At 67.3% G+C, this 17743-nt stretch carries 18 protein-coding genes; 10 read left to right on the top strand and 8 right to left on the bottom strand.

What is annotated here, in order from left to right:
- Nucleotides 1–104 precede the first annotated feature (104 nt).
- Genes CNO20_RS21985 through CNO20_RS21970 form a run of 4 tightly spaced genes read left to right on the top strand, consistent with a single transcriptional unit; the run spans nt 105 to nt 6992 of the window.
- Nucleotides 105–1124 (top strand): glycosyltransferase family 4 protein, encoded by a 1020-nt coding sequence (locus tag CNO20_RS21985; protein ID WP_101298355.1) that lies wholly within the window; start codon nt 105–107, stop codon nt 1122–1124.
- Entirely contained in the window at nt 1121–3757 is a 2637-nt protein-coding gene (locus CNO20_RS21980) for a GtrA family protein (protein ID WP_101298354.1), read from the top strand. Before CNO20_RS21985 ends, CNO20_RS21980 begins: the two co-directional genes overlap by 4 nt.
- Nucleotides 3754–5640, top strand: a complete 1887-nt coding sequence (locus tag CNO20_RS21975) for a DUF2079 domain-containing protein (RefSeq protein WP_199174967.1) — start codon at nt 3754–3756, stop codon at nt 5638–5640. The genes CNO20_RS21980 and CNO20_RS21975 overlap by 4 nt, the downstream gene beginning before the upstream one ends.
- Nucleotides 5637–6992 carry a sulfatase gene (locus CNO20_RS21970; protein WP_101298353.1) on the top strand — a complete coding sequence of 452 codons (1356 nt, stop codon included), beginning with the start codon at nt 5637–5639 and terminating at the stop codon, nt 6990–6992. The genes CNO20_RS21975 and CNO20_RS21970 overlap by 4 nt, the downstream gene beginning before the upstream one ends.
- A gap of 55 nt (nt 6993–7047) precedes the next feature.
- Here CNO20_RS21970 and CNO20_RS21965 read toward each other — a convergent pair whose 3' ends face one another.
- The 3 genes from CNO20_RS21965 to rdfA form a co-directional block, all read right to left on the bottom strand.
- Entirely contained in the window at nt 7048–7902 is an 855-nt protein-coding gene (locus CNO20_RS21965) for a polyprenol monophosphomannose synthase (protein WP_233204287.1), read from the bottom strand.
- Between the two features lie 276 nt (nt 7903–8178).
- Nucleotides 8179–8730, bottom strand: a complete 552-nt coding sequence (locus CNO20_RS21960) for a DUF7344 domain-containing protein (protein ID WP_101298351.1) — start codon at nt 8728–8730, stop codon at nt 8179–8181.
- A gap of 115 nt (nt 8731–8845) precedes the next feature.
- Nucleotides 8846–9487, bottom strand: a complete 642-nt coding sequence (gene rdfA, locus CNO20_RS21955; RefSeq protein ID WP_101298350.1) for a rod-determining factor RdfA — start codon at nt 9485–9487, stop codon at nt 8846–8848.
- A gap of 307 nt (nt 9488–9794) precedes the next feature.
- On the opposite strand from rdfA, the gene CNO20_RS21950 reads away from it, so the two are divergent.
- The 3 genes from CNO20_RS21950 to CNO20_RS21940 all read left to right on the top strand — a co-directional run bounded on the left by CNO20_RS21950 (nt 9795) and on the right by CNO20_RS21940 (nt 12427).
- Nucleotides 9795–10706 carry an NAD-dependent epimerase/dehydratase family protein gene (locus tag CNO20_RS21950; RefSeq protein ID WP_101298349.1) on the top strand — a complete coding sequence of 304 codons (912 nt, stop codon included), beginning with the start codon at nt 9795–9797 and terminating at the stop codon, nt 10704–10706.
- Nucleotides 10707–11281: 575 nt separating this feature from the next.
- Nucleotides 11282–12115: a helix-turn-helix transcriptional regulator gene (locus CNO20_RS23595; RefSeq protein ID WP_199174966.1), complete on the top strand. Its 834-nt coding sequence runs from the start codon at nt 11282–11284 to the stop codon at nt 12113–12115.
- An 84-nt stretch (nt 12116–12199) separates the two neighbouring features.
- Nucleotides 12200–12427, top strand: coding sequence for a hypothetical protein (locus CNO20_RS21940; protein WP_101298348.1), 228 nt, complete (start codon nt 12200–12202; stop codon nt 12425–12427).
- A 16-nt stretch (nt 12428–12443) separates the two neighbouring features.
- Here the strand turns inward: CNO20_RS21940 and CNO20_RS21935 are convergent, their stop codons facing one another.
- From CNO20_RS21935 to CNO20_RS21920, 4 genes are all read right to left on the bottom strand, one after another.
- A complete protein-coding gene (locus CNO20_RS21935) occupies nt 12444–12947 on the bottom strand; it encodes a DUF7344 domain-containing protein (protein WP_143423327.1) in 504 nt (167 codons plus the stop codon).
- Between the two features lie 221 nt (nt 12948–13168).
- Nucleotides 13169–13636 carry a hypothetical protein gene (locus tag CNO20_RS21930; protein WP_101298346.1) on the bottom strand — a complete coding sequence of 156 codons (468 nt, stop codon included), beginning with the start codon at nt 13634–13636 and terminating at the stop codon, nt 13169–13171.
- A gap of 155 nt (nt 13637–13791) precedes the next feature.
- Nucleotides 13792–13986 (bottom strand): DUF7563 family protein, encoded by a 195-nt coding sequence (locus tag CNO20_RS21925; protein WP_101298345.1) that lies wholly within the window; start codon nt 13984–13986, stop codon nt 13792–13794.
- Nucleotides 13979–14230: a hypothetical protein gene (locus CNO20_RS21920; RefSeq protein WP_101298344.1), complete on the bottom strand. Its 252-nt coding sequence runs from the start codon at nt 14228–14230 to the stop codon at nt 13979–13981. Before CNO20_RS21920 ends, CNO20_RS21925 begins: the two co-directional genes overlap by 8 nt.
- A 570-nt stretch (nt 14231–14800) precedes the next feature.
- Here CNO20_RS21920 and CNO20_RS21915 point away from each other — a divergent pair.
- The 3 genes from CNO20_RS21915 (at nt 14801) to CNO20_RS21905 (ending at nt 16811) form a co-directional block, all read left to right on the top strand.
- On the top strand, nt 14801–15286 hold the full coding sequence (locus tag CNO20_RS21915; RefSeq protein ID WP_101298343.1) for a winged helix-turn-helix domain-containing protein: 486 nt from the start codon (nt 14801–14803) through the stop codon (nt 15284–15286).
- 60 nt (nt 15287–15346) lie between these two features.
- The gene (locus tag CNO20_RS21910; RefSeq protein WP_101298342.1) at nt 15347–15625 is read left to right on the top strand and encodes a PadR family transcriptional regulator; all 279 of its coding nucleotides are present in this window, start codon (nt 15347–15349) and stop codon (nt 15623–15625) included.
- A 190-nt stretch (nt 15626–15815) separates the two neighbouring features.
- Nucleotides 15816–16811 (top strand): DUF1616 domain-containing protein, encoded by a 996-nt coding sequence (locus CNO20_RS21905; protein WP_101298341.1) that lies wholly within the window; start codon nt 15816–15818, stop codon nt 16809–16811.
- Nucleotides 16812–17215: 404 nt separating this feature from the next.
- On the opposite strand, the gene CNO20_RS21900 is transcribed toward CNO20_RS21905, so the two are convergent.
- A complete protein-coding gene (locus tag CNO20_RS21900) occupies nt 17216–17737 on the bottom strand; it encodes a DUF7344 domain-containing protein (RefSeq protein ID WP_101298340.1) in 522 nt (173 codons plus the stop codon).
- Nucleotides 17738–17743: the final 6 nt, after the last annotated feature.

The raw sequence follows: 17743 nt of genomic DNA, 5'->3' as shown, positions 1-17743 counted from the left end.
CGAGTCAATATCCCGTTTCTCCCGCCGAGCGGTTGCTAACGGGCCCATACTAATGGGTCCGCTGACCGACCTGTTCTCTCAATGGGTGTGTCCGTCGGCGGGGAGTGGTTTCTGTGCGCGTAGCGCTCTGTCCGCACATCTCGGTCGAGCACTACCGGGGCGGAGAGAAGTGGGCCGTCACGCTCGCGAATCGGCTCGCCGCCGACGGCGTCGACATCTCCATCCGATCGCTCCCGTACACCCCCGACGGCGAACGCCGGGTCGGCGTCCGGGACGTGCTGGATCGGCGCGTCCCCTACCGGGAGTCGTGGCGGCACGACCTCTCCGGATTCGACGCGGCGTACGTGTTCTACGCGCCGCTCGCGAATCTGTTTTTCACCGGCGAGACGGCGTCTATCGCCGGAATTCACTCGTGGGTGTTCGTCTCGAAGCGGCTGTACGAGTCGCACTACGGAGCCGTCCCGACCGCGGTGAAGGCGCTCTACCGGCTCATCGGCCCGTGGGACCTCGGACGGTACGACGCGGTCCACACCGTCACGCCGGCGTTCGAGTCCCCGCACCCGAACACGGTGTACATCCCGAACTTCGTCGACACCGAACAGTTCCACCCCGATCGAGCGCCCCTCGCGGCGGACTTTACGGTCCTCGTCACCGCCGCTCACATCCGCGAGAAGGGTTGGGACACCGTCCGGTCTATCGCCCGTCGGCTCCCGGCGGAGATCCGGGTCGAGGCGACGGGGACGAGCGACGAACCGGCGATCGAGGACCTCGGATTCCTGACCGAGGACGAACTCGCGTCGGCGTACTCGCGCGCCCACCTCGTGTTGCACCCGGCCCGGGTCGACACGGACAGCATGGTGATAAACGAGGCGTGCGCGTCGGGGACCCCGGTCGTCACGACGGCGCTCCCGACTCACGTCGGAAACGGACAAGCCGTCCTGCGCTGTAACACCGTGTCGGAGATGGTGGACACCATCGAAGCGGTTCATCGGGAGTGGGCGCGGGGAGACGGGTACGACCGGCGCTGTCGGGCGGCCCGACGCCACGGCGAAGAGCACGGCGTCGACGTGATCTATCCGAAGCTGAAGCGGCTGTTGCTCTCCGCCGGGAGGGCCGGCGCGTGAGCAACGTCCCGCGGTTCATCGAGCGCCTCGATCTCACCGAGGGGCAGACGAAGCGGTTCGTCCAGTACGTCATCGTCGGCCTCGTCGGCGTCGGGATCAACCAGGGCGTCCTGTTCCTCGCGACCGGCGTCGCGGGCCTCTCGTACGTCATCGGCGGAACGCTCAGCCGCGTGCTGAGCATCCTCGCCAACTACGCGATGAACGACTCGTGGACCTGGGACGGACGCGGCGCTCCCGGCCGCCGCGAGTGGGTTGTCCGCGGCGTGAAGTACGTCCTGACGCGCGTCGTCGGCATCGGGATGGGCCTCGCGGCGCTGATCCTCTTCGTCGAGGTGTTCGGGATGCACTACCTCGTCGCGAACCTCCTCGCGATCGCCGTCGGCATCTTCTGGGGGTTCGGCGCGAGCGAGCGGTGGGTCTGGCGGCCGGAGGACGCCGCGACGGGCGTGGGGACGTTCCGCGCCTCCCTCTACGCTCGCGTTCCCGGTCTGGACAGGAGCACGTGGCTCGTGCTCGCGCTCGCGGCCACGCTGTTCGTCGTCTTCTCCGTCTACACGTCGTTCCTCTACCTCCGCTTTCAACTCACCGGCGCCGACTTCGGCTCCTACGTCCACATGATGTGGACGACCGTCAACGGCGAGGGGTTCCTCCAGCAGGGGAAGTACGTGGCGACGCACCCCAGCGGCGTGTACTGGGGCGGCCACTTCACGCTCACGCTGCTCGCCTTCGTGCCGATCTTCGCGCTCTTTCCGTCGCCGATCACGCTGCTCGTCGCCAAGTCGTTCGTCGTCGCCGCCAGCGTGCCGCTCCTGTGGTTCCTCGCCAGGCGGACGCTCGACGACGATCGACTCGCCGCGCTCGTCACCGTCTCGTACGCGTTCAACCCGTTCCTGTGGTCCGCGTGGTCGTTCGACTTCCAGGAGCAGTGCCTCCTGCCGATTCTCGTTTTCGGCGCGTACTACCTGTACAGCCGTGAGCGCTACCTCGGCTTTCTCGTCCTCCTCCTCCTCGCGCTGCTCACGAACGAGTTCATGATCCTCGTCGTCGCCGGCTCCCTCGTCGGCCTGACGGTCGCGGTCGCCCGCGCCGGCCGCCTCCGCGAGGAGGGGCCGGTCCTCCTCGCCGCCTTCGCGCTCACGCTGTTCGCACAGCTCCTCTCGGGGTACGTCATCTCGCAGTACAGCACGGCCTCCGGCATCCCGGTCCGCGTGCTCGCGATCCCGCTCCAGGGGCTCGTCGCCGAGTTCGCCCCGCGAGTCTCGATCAGCACGCTGTTGCCGCTCGCGCTCGCCAACCCGGACGTGGTCGTCCAGGCGGTCGCCGTCGGCATCGACAGAAAGGTCCTCTTCCTGTTCGCCTTCTTCCTGCCGGTGCTGTTCCTCGCGGCGACCGACGAGCTCACCCTGGGGGCGCTCGCGCCGTTCCTGGGGTTCGCGTGGCTCCTGGCGAGCAAGGACGCGTACTACACGTTCGCGGCGCACTACCCGTTCTACGTCATGCCGTTCGTCTACATCGGCGCGGTGCGGGCCCTCGATCGCATGGACGTCTCGTTCCCGACGGGGTCGTCCGCGACCCCGGGTCAGTCGGGGCGGTCCGGAGGGTCGGAGCGATCCGGGCGGTCCGGGCGGTCGGGGAGATCCGGGCGATCCGGGCGGTTCGCGTGGTTCGCGAGCGTCCCGGGCCTCCGACCGTCGCGGCGGCTCTTCGTCCGCGCGCTGGCGGTCGTTCTGATCCTGAACGCGGGCGTCGGCCTGGTGATCGCCGGCGGAAACATGAAACCCGTCCCGCCGGAGACGGAGCACGTCGAAACGCTCCGGGCGGCGGTCGACACGATCCCGGAGGACGCGTCGATCGTGACGCAGAACAACATCTACCCGCACGTCGCCACGCGGCCGAACGCCACCTTCGTCGTGAGCCCGTACGACACCGAGCAGTACGAGAAAGCGCACGGCCCGATCAGACAGGAGTACGTGCTCTACGACACGAACTACAACGGCCACTGGGCGTCGGTCGTGCTCGAAGTGTTCGGCGACCGCCTCGGCACGGAGTACGGGCTGTACCGGTACGAGGACGGGATCTGGATCTTCAAACGCGGGTACGACGGTACCCCGACGGCGATCACGTCCGACAGGACGTGGTTCGACGGCGACTCGGAGGAGTACGAGGCGAGGGAGTTCAAGATCGGCGCCGGCCGCTACGACGCGGCCGACCGCGAGATCGTCTCCGAGCGGGGTCCGCGCGGGAAGGTGATCTGGTACGGCCCGTACGAGACCCTCGGATCGGGGACGTACAACGTGACGTTCGACGTGTACGCCGCCGGGGATGACGGGGACGACGACCGCCCCGCCGCGGCCGTCGACGTCGCCGTCGGGAGCGGCCACCGGGTCGTCGCGAGGCAGACGGTTCCCTCGGACGACGACTGGCAGGAGGTCACCCTCACGTTCACGCTCGACAGGCCGATCGACAAGGTGGAGTTCAGGGGATTCCGCACCGACAGGAACGCGACGGTCGTCCTCGACGACGCGACGCTGGTGCGCGAGGGTCCCCCTCCGGATCGTGACGGACCGAACCGTACGAACCGTCCAAACAGTCCAAACCGAGACGGCAACGGAGGGCGTAACGCTGACCGATGACGACGCGAATCTCCGCGCTCGTGTATGATCACCCCGTGTTGACCGACGTGGACCGTTCGACGTGGTACGTTTTCGCGCTGTCCGGTGTCCTGTTCGTCGCGTTCACGGTGTACCTGACGCTGCTCTACCGGAGCTTCTGGCTGACCGGCGCCGACTTCGGTTCGTACGTTCACATCTTCGCGACGACGGTCGGCGGGGACGGGTTCCTCCAGCACGGCAAATACCGGCTCAGCCACCCGTCCGGCTCCTACTGGGGCGCGCACTTTTCGCTGACGCTGCTCGCGTTCCTGCCCCTGTACGCGCTCTTTCCGTCGCCGATCACGCTGCTCGTCGCCAAGTCGTTCGTCGTCGCCGCCAGCGTGCCGGCGCTCTGGTTCGTCGCGCGCGGGGAAGTGGGCGACGAGCGCCTCGCCGCGCTCGTCACCGCCTCGTACGCGCTCAACCCGTTCCTGTGGGCTGCGTGGCTGTTCGACTTTCAGGAGCAGTGCCTCTTACCGGTTCTCGTCTTCGCCGCGTACCACGCCTACGTCAACGGGGCCCGCCGGCGGTTTCTCGCCCTGCTGACCCTCGTCCTGCTCACCAACGAGTTCATGGCCTTCATCGTCGCCGGAGCGCTCGCGGGCCTCGCGCTCACGTCGTACCGCGCCGGTCGACTCCGGGATGAAGCCCCCCTGTTCGCCGCCGGCGCGGGCCTCACCGGGGCGAGTTACCTCCTCGCGGGGCTCGTCATCGACCGGTTCAGCCGGTTCGGCGGGATCCCCCACTCGTCGGTCGCAGACCCCCTCAAGCCGTTCGTCGAGGGCCCCCGCGCGACCGTCGGCGACCTCTTCGGCGTCGTTCTCGGCAACCCGGCGCTCCTCGTCGACCTCGTCACCTACGACGTGTTCCAGAAGTTCGCCTTCTTCGTCCTCCTCCTGGTTCCCGTGCTCTTCCTCTCGGCGAACGACGAGGTGGCGATCGGCGCGCTCGCGCCGTTTCTGGGGTTCGCCTGGGTGTTCGCCGGGAGGCCGATCTACTACATGTTCGGCGCGCACTACTCGTTTTACCTGCTCCCGTTCGTCTACGTCGGCGCGGTCCGGGTGCTCGGACGATTTCGGCCGATCGGCGCTCCGCGCGCCCTGGTGGTTCGGCTCTTCGTGGTCGTCCTCGTGTTGAACGTCGCCGGCGCCGCGAGCGTCGGCGCAGAACGGGAGGTGGTCCCGCGGACGAACGAGCACACGGACACGCTCTCGGAGGCCATAGAGCGGGTCCCGGCGGACGAAACCCTCCTCACGCAGAACAACGTCTACCCGCACGTCGCAGAGCGCCCCGGCGCGACGTACGTCGTCCGCCCCGACATCTTCGAGCAGTACCAGCGGGCCTACGGGCCGATTCGGCCCGAGTACGTCCTCGTCGACACGCGGATCGAAACCGGGCCGATCGACTGGTCCTGGCAGGTCCGGGAGGCCTTCGACGGCCGGCTCGGCACGGAGTACGGGGTGTACCGGTACGAGGACGGGATCTGGATCTTCAAGCGCGGCTACGACGGCCCGACGAGGGCGATCACGACGGACGAGCGCGTCCGCCCGCCGTCGCTCCCCCCGCCGGATGAGTCCCGCCCGGAGCGGGATGACGGCGGGATGATCGAGGCGGATCCGCCGCGGCTCGGCTTCGCCACCGTCGACGGCGCCGCGACGGCGGGCGTCTCGGCTCGTGCGAAGCCGACGCTGGCGGCGACAGCCGCGGCGGCAGTCGCGACTACCGCGACGGTACTCCCGACCACCGCGACCGCGATCGGGAACGCCCCGACAGCGACCGCGACCGCCGAAACCGCCGAAAGCACCGCCGGCGCCGTGAGCGCCGCAACCACCGTGACCTTCACCGCTTCCCGCGTTTACCAATGAAAACACTGCTCATCACCATCGACGCATGGCGCGCTTCCCACGCATCGTTCACCCCCGACGCGGCCGAGGAGTACACCCCGGCGCTCGCCTCCTTCGCGGAGGGCGGGACCGTGTTCACCCAGGCCGTGAGCCACGGCCCGGCGACGCCCTACGCGTTCCCGGCGCTGTTCTCGTCGACGCTACCGCTCGATTACGGCGGGTACGAGCGGATCGATCCGGCCCGAACCCTCGTCAGCGAACGACTGCGGGAGGCCGGCTGGCGGGCCGTGGGCGTCCACGGCAACCCCTGGCTCGGCGAGAAGTACGGCTACGGCCGCGGGTACGACTTCTACGAGGACGTCGGGGAGTTCGGGCTCCCGTTCCTCGACGACGCCCGCGAGTTCCTGATCGACCGGTTCGGGCTCGATCACCCGGCGTACCGCGCGGCACAGAAGCTGTACCGGCACGCACAAGAGCCGCTGCAGCGGTTCCGCGGCGGCCCCGACGAGGTGTCGACGGCGATCGAGGCGCTCGACGCGCGCGCCGACGACCTGTTCGTTTGGACCCACCTCCTCACGCCGCACGCGCCGTACACGCCGCCGAAGCGACTCCGAGAGGAGATGGGCGTCCCCGAGCTTTCGACGTCGCCCACGGCGCTCGTCACCCGCGCGCAGCGCGACCCCGACGCGCTCTCCGAACGCGAGCGCGAGGCCGTGAAGCGCCTCTACGCCGCCGCTGTCAGACACGCCGACGAGCAACTCGAACCGCTCCTGGCGCGCGTCGACGACGAGACGCTCGTCGTCGTCACCGCGGACCACGGCGAGGCGCTGTTCGAGCACGGCCAGGTCGGCCACGAGCCCGCGCTGTACGACGAGCTGATCCGCGTCCCGCTTTTGATCCGGCCGCCGGCCGACGCGCCGATCGACGCGTCGGTCGTCGACCGGCAGGTCCAGCACGTCGACGTCGCGCCCACGATCCTGGACTACGCCGGCGTCAGCCCGCCGTCGACGTTCAGGGGCCGATCGCTCCGCCCCGCCGTCGAGGGCGAGACGCTCGACGACCGGCTCGCCGTCTCGGAGGTCGCGTCGACGGCGAAAACGCCGGGTCGCCTCGACGAGAACGCGATTCAGGTCGCGATCAGATCCCCCGAGCGGAAGCTGATCCGGAACGCTGACGGCGACCTGCTCGGGTTCGACCTCGGCGACGATCCGGACGAAGAGCGTCCGACGCGGAATCCGAGGGGTTCGGAGTGGCGGCCGCTGGAGTCGGCGCTTGACGACCGGCTCGGCGCGATCGACCTGACGGGGGCCGCCGCGGCGGAGCGCGACGCCGCGGTCGAGCGGCGGCTCCAGGACCTGGGCTATCTCGATTGACCGCCGCGGGCGGGTCGGCTCGCGCGGTCGCCGACCCGCTGGCCCTCGCCGCCGGTCACGGCGGCACGACGGGCCGTCTCGGTCGACGGCCGCCCCGCCGGAGCATGAGAACGTGCTCCAGAAAGCGGACGTACTCCTGCATCGTGAGCTTCGACGAGCCCCGCTCGCGCTCTCTGAACACGTACGGGACCTCGACGACGCGGTCGTAGTCCCCCTTCGCGAGGATTTCGAGCAGGATCTTGTAGCCGGTCGGCCTGAGGTCGATGCCGCTCACGACCTCGCGCCGGATGGCGAAAAAGCCGCTCATCGGGTCCGAGATCCCCCGCACCTCCGGGACGGCGAGCCGCGCGATGAACGTCGCCCCGCGGCTGACGAGGCGGCGGATCCACGGCCAGTCTTCGATTCCCCCCTCGTCGACGTGTCGGCTGCCGATGACGACGTCGACGCCGGGTTGCAGTGCTTCGATCAGTTCGGGGAGCTTTTCGGGCGGGTGCTGGAGGTCCGCGTCCATGACCGCGCAGTACTCGCAGGACGCCTCGCGGAACCCGCGCGAGACGGCCGCCGCGAGCCCTCGGCCGTCGGTCCGCCTCACGACGCGGATCTCCGGATCGTCGGCGTACTGGTCCTCCACGAGCTTCCACGTCCCGTCGGGCGAGTCGTCGTCGACGACGATGATCTCGAACTCGTATCCCTCCAGCGCGGCCCGACAGCGCTCGATGACGTGAACGACGTTCTGCGATTCGTTGTACGTCGGAATGATGATCGAGATCGCAGACTCTCTGACGGACCGCGGCGTGGCACCGACTCCGCTCTCGTTCGCGGAGAGCGCGAGGACTTCTCCGGTCGTCACCTCTACCGAGGTGCTCCCCTCTTCTATCCCTTGCCCTGACATCTGTCGCAGGTGCGACATACGGTCGAACGCGGCAAATACGGGAAGAACCGTTTCGAGCGCCAACACCGCGTTTCTCCGCGGCGTCGGTGTAAACCCCGCTTTTCACCCGATGTCGCGGCCGCGGCCGGGGCGCGACCCGACCCGGCTCTCGCCTGTAGGATCAACCTTCCGTCCTCGTCGTCCGACGGGTCCGTGACCCGTCAGTGGCTTCGAGGCCGCGCGCCGACGAGGCGACGGGAGGAGTCAGCCCGACGGGGCCGCACGACGAACCGACAGGTGCCCCGGAGTGGCGGCTCAACCGAGCGGTTTCGTCTTCCGGCTCGCGATCTGATAGAGGTTGAGACAGATGATCGCGCTGAAAAACACCACCGCCCATACCTCCATCGCGATGCCGCTCACGAGCGGCAGTTCGAGCATCGCCCCCGTCGCGACGGCGAGCCCGACGAGCCCGATGGCGAGCTCCTTCGACCACCACCCCGTCCGAGCGCCGCGCCGCGTGTACACGAGGACGTCCTCGAGATCCGGGCCCGGGGAGACGGTCCCCGTGCTCCGATCGTAGGTGACGACGTCGCTCTGAGCCAGCCGCGGCAGGTGCGTCTGCTGGAGCGAGACGTAGACGCTCTTGTACAGCTTCTCCGACGGCGCTTCGTCGCTCTCCAGTTCGGCGATCACCCGGGCGAGCTCCGAGATCGGAACCGTCTCTCGCCGATCCGCCAGCAGCGCCACGACTTGCCGACGCCTGTCGTTCTTCAGCAGGCTGAAAATCTCTCCCTCGTTGGCCAGCGCGCGACGCGCCTCCGTCCCTCTCTCGTCACTCGGCGTCGACTTCAGTTCGCCGTGGGGCATACCGTACACATGCCGGTTGACTATATTTACTCTTTTTCAGGCACAAAAGTAATATCACGGCGCGGGAGTCTCGTCGCGACCGGACGACGGCCGCTTCCGGCGCGGCGGTCGGCGTTCACCCCGTCTCGCGCTGACAGCTGCACCCGCCCCGGTCGAGGAGCGTCGCGGCCGTCATGTAGCGCCCGCAGGCCTCGCACGCCACCTGGATCTCGACGAACACGTCGAAATCCGGCAGGGAGAGCGCGTCCGCGTCGGCCAACCGTCGGAGCGTCTCGGCGGTGATGATCTTCGTCCGGTTCTGCATCGAAAACACCGTCTTCTCCGCCTTCTCCAGGCGCTCCTCGTCGGACAGCGCCTCGGCGCACGACGCGCCGAGGCAGCCGCGGAGGTGCGAGTGAATCGTCTGGTGCGAGACGAAATCCTTCCGGAGCGCCTCGACGTCGATCCCTTCCCGCGCCAGGCGCCGTTCCGTCTCGATCCGGCGGCCCGCGCTCACGCCGTCGTCGGTGAGCAGCCGGTAGACGGTTTCGACGTCGCTCCTCATCGGCGCGCGGCTCTCGGAGACGGCGGCCCCGAGGACGCGCTCGTTGACGTACCGTTCGAGCTCCCGGAGGCTGGACCGCTCGCTCCCGGATCCCGTCCACCGGCGTCTCAGTCTGCCGTTCAGCCCGTCCAGCCCGTACCGATCGATGAGCCGACCGACTTTACAGCAACAGGGCGGCGTTTCCGCTTCGGATTGGTCCTGATGGCGTGTCATGAGTGCAGCACCGTACCGCCGAATTGAACCTCTAGTTCCGGCTGTATGTATCTTTCTACTTACTCTCCGCCCGGCCGAACAATCGCCTCTACCCGCCGAATCCTCGCGCGACGCCGCTACCGTCGGGGGCGGATCGTCGACTCGGTACGCCCTCACGTCGTCGAGGGGCATCAGGGTTTACAAACGTATCAGTGTAAAACACGGTCGTCGGATTCGATTCTTTCGAAGGCCGCCCCGCCGGTATGCCGTGCGTTACCGGACGAAGCCGGCACATACCAAAGGCCGTCTCGCCGCAACACGTCGTTTGATGCAGCAACTCAGCGGAACATCGGTGCTCGTCACCGGGGGCGCCGGGTTCATCGGAAGCCACCTCGTCGACGCGCTCGTCCCGGAGAACGACGTGCGCGTGCTGGACGACTTCTCCACCGGCAGGCGCGAGCGTCTCCCCGAGGACGTGACGGTGTACGAGGGCGACGTCCGCGACGCCGGCCTGGTCGAACGGGCGATGGAGGGCGTCGACCTGGTGTTCCACACCGCCGCTCTCATCAGCGTCCCCGAGTCGACGAAGCACCCGGAGCGGAGCCACGACATCAACGCGCGCGCGACGCTGTCGATCCTCGAGCGAGCCCGCCGGGTGGACGCCCGCGTCGTCCTCTCTTCGAGCTGCGCGCTGTACGGTCCGCCGGAGTCGACGCCGATTCACGAGTCGGACGCGAAATCGCCGACGTCGCCGTACGGCGTCGACAAGCTCACGGCCGACACCTACGCCCGCCTGTACAACGACCTGTACGGCCTCGAAACGGTCGCCCTGCGGTACTTCAACGTCTACGGGCCGAGGCAGGCGGAGAATCCGTACAGCGGCGTCGTGAGCACGTTCCTTCGACAGGCGCGGGCGGACGAGCCGATCACGGTCGAAGGCGACGGCGCGCAGACGCGCGATTTCGTCCACGTGAGCGACGTGGTCCAGGCGAACCTCCTCGCGGCGACCACGGACGCCGTCGGCGACGCGTACAACGTCGGAACCGGGTCGAGCGTCTCCATCGAGGAGCTCGCGCGCCTCGTCCGGACGACCGCCGACTCCGGCTCCGAGATCGTCCACGTCGACGCCAGGCCGGGTGACGTCGATCGCAGTCGGGCGGACATCGGACGGATCCGGGAGCGGCTGGGCTACGAGCCCCGCGTGTCGCTCTCCGACGGGCTCGCCGACCTGCTTCGCTGACAGGGTGTATCTGAGCCAGCCGGAGGTTCCGAAGCCTGTCCTTTGGTGGCGTCTCTCGTTTCTTCGCCGAGAATCTCTGAACTCCTCCGATACTCCCTATCAGCCGTCCCGCCCGTCGTATCTCCCGTCCGTACAGTTTCCGAGCGGCGACATTATTCGTCACGAGTCTGTAGGCGGTAAATAACTAACCGCCGGGGATCGGTGCTAGCGTACGGCGGAGGAGTGACACACCGACTCCGCCCCTCCCCCCTCCCCTGCCTCACCTGCATCCGTTCCGGTCAGTCCGAACGCCGACCGACGCTTCCCCGTCCGAGCGTTCCCGGTTCCGTCGATTCACACACGACGTGCGCCCGAAACGCGACCTTGGGATCGACGTGTCTGCGCCGCCGAAATTCGATCTTTTGCGAATGGACAGAAAAATATTATTTATCATATTGGGATATGGGAAAAAGAATATAACGTCCGCGCGTGTCTGTGAAGGAGAATATCGTACAGCCGTCGCCGTACCGATCGGAACGGCGGAAAGCAACCGAGGTGTACGTCAGATGGACCAATGAGAGATATCGGATAAGACGATGAGGGGAAAACAGTCGCTCAAAGGGTGGCTCTACGTCGGCCTCGTACTGGCCTGTGTAGTGTCCTTCGGCGCCGTCGACGGCGCGACGCGCGAGGGGCCGAGCCAGGGTGGACAGCCCGTCCCGCAGGGGGACGAAGTGCGGGCGCTCGAACGGGTCGAGCAGGCGCAGGACGCCCCGGTCGGCGACGACCGCGCGGCGCGCGGAGGCGACTCGGCGTCGCCGGAGCGGTTGCTTCGCGCCCTCGGGACGGGCGCGGTGTCGTTCGTCGAATCGCTCCTCGCGGACGCGTCGAACTCGAAGCGATCGCACAAGCTCGTGTTGGCGATCCTGCTCGGGCACACGGAGCTGACGACGAGCGGGAATCGCCTCCCTCGGGACGTCTCCCACGGGTCGGCGATTCCGTCTCAGCCCCTCCAGGCGGACACCGGTGGTTCTTCCGGGGGAGAACCGGACGGCGTCGACGCGGTCGCGCTCCTTCTGAGTCTGGTGACGATCCTCGTCAGCGTCGGACTGGCGGTGTATCAGCGCTTTTTCGACGCCCGAGCGGTGAGCCGCCCGCCCGAGATGTCGGTCCCGGAACCGCGGTCGATCCCGTCCGACAAGGACCGGATCAGAGAGCTGGTCGAGGAACACGGCGGCCGAATGAAGCAGTCGCAGATCGTAGACCGGGTCGACTGGTCGAAGGCGAAGGTGAGTCGCCTCCTCTCGCAGCTCGACGAGGAGGGGGAGATCACGAAGCTCAGGCTGGGGCGCGAGAATCTGATCTGCCTCAGCGGCCACGAACCGCCCGCCTCTCGCTCGCCGTTCTCAGGGGAGGAGGAGCGGAACTGATGCGGCGGTCGGTCGTTTTCGCGGATCGGTCGACGGGCTCGTTCCCGAGAAAAGCCTTTGGCGGTCGGGCGTGACAGTGCCGATATGAAGTCTCACCCGCCCCGAAGCCCCGCGAAAGGCGACCAGTACGAGCACGACGACGGGACGATCGAGGTCGTGTTCACGTCCGCCGAGGGTCGCGTCCTCACCGTGCGGGAGTACCCCGACGTTCCCACGTTCGAACGGACCGTCGACCGCGCGACGTACCGGGGAACGCACAGCGGCATCGCCGAACTCCCCGGCCTTTCGGCGTTCGACGACCGGGAGCTGTAACGTCGGCCGACCGCGCTCAGGCGTAATTCTGGTACAGGCTGAGCGCGACGATGAGAAGGAGGAAGAACACGGCCCACACTTCCACGGGGAGCGCGCCGAGCACCGGGACCCCGAACTGCGCGCCGACGACGGCGAGAAGCCCGACGACGCTCACGAGGAGGTACGCCGACCGCTGGAGCGCCTCGAACCTGCTCGGACTGCTCGTGTACACGCGGATGTCGTCCATCCGGTTTCCGGGCCGGATCGTCTGCGAGTCGGAATCGTACTCGATGATCCCCTGTGCGGCCAACTTGGGGAGGTGCGTCTGGCGGAGCGAGACGTAGACGCTCTTGTAGAGGTTCTCCGCCTCCGCGGCGCTGCCGGCCTCCTCCTCGGCGATCTGCTCGGCCAACTCGGACACCGTGATGCTCCCGTGGCTCTGTGCGAGGCGGTTGATCGCCGCCCGTCGACGATCGTTACCGAGGATGTGGAACGCTTCCGCCTCGTCGAGTTGGCGCTTCGTGTTCAATTTAGTCGACATGATTATTTGTCATCTTTCCTCTCGGATGTCCGGGTTAGCGTTCTGTTGCGTATCGTCAATCGTTACGAACGGACCGTATTCTATTAGCACTATGCTTGGGGTGTCATGCTGATTTAATGCCCCTCGGCCCGCCCGCCTCCCGGACCGCCGTCCCGGACAGAATACTCCGGTAACGAACAATTACCGTCAGAACGGAGTGTTGTTTCGCGTTCGAAGAGCCGTCATTGCGCGTCGCGGCTGAGACCGTCGGGTAACACCACGTTTACGCGGGTGTACAGCTGATAGAGCGCGCTACAGACGAGTAGACAGAACAGAAGCAGGATCGAAACCGACCTGTCGACCCCGGACACTATCGGCACCCAGACGTACTTGCTGAGAACGAAGACGAGACCCGCGCTGGCGAGGCCGAGGTAGTACCTGCTCCAGGTGATCCCCGCGACGGGGAAGGTGTCGACGTACATTCGCAGCGGACGGCCCGACGTGAGCGCTTCGTCCACTACCCTGCCCGTGCGTTCGACGGACTCGAACGCGAGCGTTCCGCGTTCGGCCAGCAGATACAGGCTCTCGCCGGCGACGGAGCTCGTCGCCGGCTGCTCGCCGAGAAATCCCTCGTCGGCGACCGATTCGTCGGCGTTTCCGCGGGGCGCGCTCTCCGCCCGGTCGGTCCGCAGCGCGCGTCTGAGGTTCAATGCGTTCCTGCGGACGGCACCGATGAGTAGTCTTCCCAGCCCACTTCGGCTCATACTCAGTCACTGTACATCATCCCGGTACCGCTACATAGGTGTTTTGGTAGGTCCTTAAAGCAGATAAAATTAAAACAGGAGAATGAGCGGCCACAACACCGTCAGTCGACGGTCCGCTGCTGCGGGATGTAATCGCCGGTCTGCCGCTCTCGGGACGTCGTGCAGTGGATGCAGCCGTGAACCGTGTCCAGGTTGTCGCCGAACACGCGCGCGAACGTCCGCGTCACGTGTCGCCCGCAGTTCTCGCAGAATCTGTTCGTCGACGCTTCCTCCGTTTCGTGCCAGTTGTTAGCCATTGGTGTTGACTCCCTCTCTGCCTTCTGTCGCGTGCGTTCCGCCCGCGTCTCGACCCCCGTCGGGGGCCGTCCGCTCGCCGTGCCCGCCGCGTACGCCGGTCGGCAAGGGCGCGGGATCGACCTCGCGCGCCGCGCCGTCCGGCGACCGCGCGGGGAGTCCGCCGCGGCGGTTCGCCTCCGTCCCCGCCGCCGGACTGCGAGCGCGTTCTTCGCCGGTCGCGGTGGACCGCGTCCGTGTCGTCATCCGACGGCATTCGGGCGAGAAGCGGTATAAACGACGAGTACCGTTCCGCGATTCTCGGCACGGTTCAGGCGTGTAATATCGGCTTTCTCCAGCAAACGGCGCCCTACCCCGTTCTTTCGGCGATTTCGGCTGCGAGACGGACTCTTCGCTCGGTTGATTAGTCTTTAGTTAATTGCCTGGTTCGAGTCGAAATCTATGGTTTGCAGGTTCTATTCTATGCTTACTCAAACTGAACTATCGAAAGGACCCGAGTACTTATGGGATGACGGCGTTGACGAGTATCTGCATCACAGAGGGGATCAGACAGCGGAACCGAAGCTCGCACCGAGCGAGCACGGGGACGGTCCCGACGAAGGCGGAGGGCGCGGCGGGCCGGCGGCTACCGCACTCTGCGAGCCCGGCGGTCTTCTCCGGTTCGGATCCCCGGTGTCCGCCGCGTGAACGCGGGTGCGTCGAAAGCGCCTCCGTAGCGGCCCGGTATCGCCAAGCAACCGACCGAACGCACGGAACGACAGACGATGACACGACAGCTCACATCGATCGATGTCCGGTAAAGTATCAGAAGGGACGATGGGTGCACTGCGGAACGACTACGACGAGGAACCTGCGGCGTCGGACGTGTTGAACGCCCTCGGTGACGAGTGCTCGCGCGTCATCCTCTCGGTCGCGGCCAAGCGGGCCGTGACGGCGAAGGAGCTCACGGAGCACTGCGACGTCTCGCCGGCCACGGTCTACCGTCGGATCAACACGCTCCTCGACGACGGACTGCTCGCCGAATCGTTCGAGTTCGACGCGGACTCGACGCGACAGAAGGTGTATCGGACGACGTTCGAACACGTCGAGGTCGAGATCACCGACGACGGCTTCGAGGTGACGCCGCACCAGTGCAGCGACGGCCCGTACCACCTCCTTCAGCTGCTGACGGAGATGCCCTTCAAGCACATCAACGCCGACGCCGGCGAGAAGGAGCTCAACGTCAGCATCGAGCTGACCGACGACCTCTTCGAACAGTTCGTCACGCTCTGGAGCGACGAGAAGCGGTATTCGAAGCCATAGAGCGCGTATGAAACGGATAACAATTACACCCTCCGTCGAACTCCCGGACAGAGAGGAGATATGTACTACCTGAGTGGGTTCCAGCGGGACCTGCTGTACGTCATCAGCGGGTTCGATCAGCCGTCGGGACAGGACGTGAAAGAGGAGCTCGAAGAGTACTACGAGACGGAGATCAACCACGGGCGGCTGTACCCGAATCTGGACACGCTCGTCAACAAGGATCTGGTCGAAAAGGGGCAGCTCGACCGCCGGACGAACTACTACGCGATTACGGACGAGGGGCGCGAGGCGATGCAGCAACGCCGGCGGTGGGAAGATCAGTACTTCTCTCCCGAGTGATCGACCGGCGCCCTGCGCGACGCTCCGGGCGATCCGGTAACTGGGACATAACAATGGCGTAGACGGATTGATCCAGTCATAGCATGACGCGAGAAACGACGCGGACGACCGCGCGACGACGACGGCCGTCGCAGGTCGGCTTCGGAGTCGAACGCATCGTCCTAGTGCCGCGAGTTTCGCCCCCGGAGCCATGAAGCCGCAGACGCACGAGTCGACGTCGCGAGCGGGCGCGGCCTGGGCCGTCCCGATCGACATCGCGCTCGTCTTCGCCTGGGCCGCGGGGGTGATCTTCCTCGACGCGGCGTCGGCGGTGGCGCAGCCGATCCGCTTTCTGCTCGGCGTTCCGTTCGTCCTGTTCCTTCCGGGGTACGCGCTGCTGACGGCTCTGTTCCCCCGACGGAGCGCGCGCGAGCGGGACTCGTTCGGAACGCACGTGCTCGTCCAGGGCATCACGCTCGACGAGCGGTTGGCGCTGTCGTTCGGCACGAGCCTCCTCGTCGTCCCAATCCTGATGCTCGCGCTCGGCGTCGCGGGGACGATCACGATCGAAACCACGCTCGGCGTCGTCGGCGGATTCATCTTCCTCGCGGGTCTCGTCGGCGCGATCAGGCGGCTGCGGGTACCGAAGGCCGACCGGTTCCGGCTCCCGTTCGGCGCCTGGTCCGACGCGGTCCGACAGCGGGCGGCGCGGACCGGCGCGGCCGAGAAGGTCGTGACCGCGCTGCTGCTCCTCGGCGTCGTCGCGGCCGGGAGCAGTTTCGCGTACGCGTTCGCCGTCCCGCCCGACGGGAACGACTTCACCGGCTTTTCGCTTCTGACCCAATCGGGGTCCGGGGAGCTCGTCGCCGGGGGCTATCCCGACGAAATCGCACAGGGGGAATCGGTCCCGCTCGTCGCTAGCATCGAAAACCACGGCGACTCCGCGACCGACTACACCGTCGTAATCGAACTGCAGCGGGTCGACGGCAACGGCGAGGTCACGGAACAGCGCGAGTTGAACAGGCTGACCCGGGAGGTCGCCGCCGGCGAGACGGCGACGATCCGTCACACCGTCACGCCGACGATGACAGGCCGGAACCTCCGCCTCCAGTACCTGCTGTACGAGGGGGAGCCGCCGGCCGATCCGTCCGCCGCGAACGCCGACCGGGACCTCCACATCTGGATCTCCGTCCCGGGATCCGCCTGAGGTCCCGCCGTCCGAACCCTGCGGTCCCGTCGTCCGAACGCCCGCCTCCTTTTCGGTGACGTGCGGCGAACCGCCTCGCGTCCCTCAGCGACCGCGACGGGCGGCTCCCGCGCCGTCCACCGCGGACGGACGCGCGGTGCCGCCGCGGATTCTTCGGCACGCCGCGTCGGCGAATCCCCGTTCCGAGGGCTGCGGCAGCCGCGCGGCGATCGCGCCTCGACGGGGCGCTCCCGACGCCGAGTCACCGAGACGCGATCCCCGCGAGTCGCTCGACGGCGCGTCTTTCTCCGGTTGGCGACGACGCGTCGCGACCGCTGCGGTCGCGCCCGACGACGGACATCGCGTCGTCGCCGTCGTAACGCGGCCGCGCTCCCGGCGAGCGCCGCCTGCTGGCGACAGTCAGATCAAAACGAGATGGAGCCGCCCCGCCGCTCGAACGCGTACCTGAGCAGCACCAGCCCGAGCACGACGGCGCTGACGAACGCGATCGCCCACGCCGGGGACGCGCCGACGGACGCCACCGCTCCGAAGCTCAACGCCCCCACGAACGCCGCGCTGAACGCCGCGATTCCGAGGTAGATCCAGTGCCACGGGACCCCGCTTTCGCACCGGTTGCTGAGGTACCGCTCGACCTCCGAGTTCGCCCGCAGCCGGACCTGGTTGTCCGACTGGTCCCACTCGACGACGCCGTGTTCCTCCAGCATCGGGAGGTGGGTCTGGTAGATGGACACGTACACTCGCCGTCGCTCCGCGCGCGTGAGCTCGTCCGGGTCCTTTCCGTTTTCGGCCGCCGCGACGTGGTCGATGATGGGGTGTAGCCGCCCCCGCCGGCCGTTCGTGCGGAGATAGCGGATGATCTCGAGGCGACGGCGGTTGCAGAGCAGATCGAACAGCGTCCCCTTGGTGAGCGTCTCCTCGTCGGTCATCGTCCG

The sequence above is a fragment of the Halegenticoccus soli genome (assembly GCF_002844195.1).
GTDB classification, from domain to species: Archaea; Halobacteriota; Halobacteria; order Halobacteriales; family Haloferacaceae; genus Halegenticoccus; species Halegenticoccus soli.
Note: the sequence above shows the minus strand (reverse complement) of the source record. Positions and strands in the feature narration are given on the sequence as shown.

Excerpts from the sequence above, each read along its gene's own strand:
- CNO20_RS21975 (WP_199174967.1), top strand. The coding sequence starts at position 3,754 with ATGACGACGCGAATCTCCGCGCTCGTGTATGATCACCCCGTGTTGACC.
- CNO20_RS21970 (WP_101298353.1), top strand. The coding sequence starts at position 5,637 with ATGAAAACACTGCTCATCACCATCGACGCATGGCGCGCTTCCCACGCA.
- CNO20_RS21965 (WP_233204287.1), bottom strand. The coding sequence starts at position 7,902 with ATGTCGCACCTGCGACAGATGTCAGGGCAAGGGATAGAAGAGGGGAGC.
- CNO20_RS21960 (WP_101298351.1), bottom strand. The coding sequence starts at position 8,730 with ATGCCCCACGGCGAACTGAAGTCGACGCCGAGTGACGAGAGAGGGACG.
- rdfA (WP_101298350.1), bottom strand. The coding sequence starts at position 9,487 with ATGACACGCCATCAGGACCAATCCGAAGCGGAAACGCCGCCCTGTTGC.
- CNO20_RS21950 (WP_101298349.1), top strand. The coding sequence starts at position 9,795 with ATGCAGCAACTCAGCGGAACATCGGTGCTCGTCACCGGGGGCGCCGGG.
- CNO20_RS23595 (WP_199174966.1), top strand. The coding sequence starts at position 11,282 with ATGAGGGGAAAACAGTCGCTCAAAGGGTGGCTCTACGTCGGCCTCGTA.
- CNO20_RS21940 (WP_101298348.1), top strand. The coding sequence starts at position 12,200 with ATGAAGTCTCACCCGCCCCGAAGCCCCGCGAAAGGCGACCAGTACGAG.
- CNO20_RS21935 (WP_143423327.1), bottom strand. The coding sequence starts at position 12,947 with ATGTCGACTAAATTGAACACGAAGCGCCAACTCGACGAGGCGGAAGCG.
- CNO20_RS21925 (WP_101298345.1), bottom strand. The coding sequence starts at position 13,986 with ATGGCTAACAACTGGCACGAAACGGAGGAAGCGTCGACGAACAGATTC.
- CNO20_RS21920 (WP_101298344.1), bottom strand. The coding sequence starts at position 14,230 with ATGACGACACGGACGCGGTCCACCGCGACCGGCGAAGAACGCGCTCGC.
- CNO20_RS21915 (WP_101298343.1), top strand. The coding sequence starts at position 14,801 with ATGGGTGCACTGCGGAACGACTACGACGAGGAACCTGCGGCGTCGGAC.
- CNO20_RS21910 (WP_101298342.1), top strand. The coding sequence starts at position 15,347 with ATGTACTACCTGAGTGGGTTCCAGCGGGACCTGCTGTACGTCATCAGC.
- CNO20_RS21905 (WP_101298341.1), top strand. The coding sequence starts at position 15,816 with ATGAAGCCGCAGACGCACGAGTCGACGTCGCGAGCGGGCGCGGCCTGG.
- CNO20_RS21900 (WP_101298340.1), bottom strand. The coding sequence starts at position 17,737 with ATGACCGACGAGGAGACGCTCACCAAGGGGACGCTGTTCGATCTGCTC.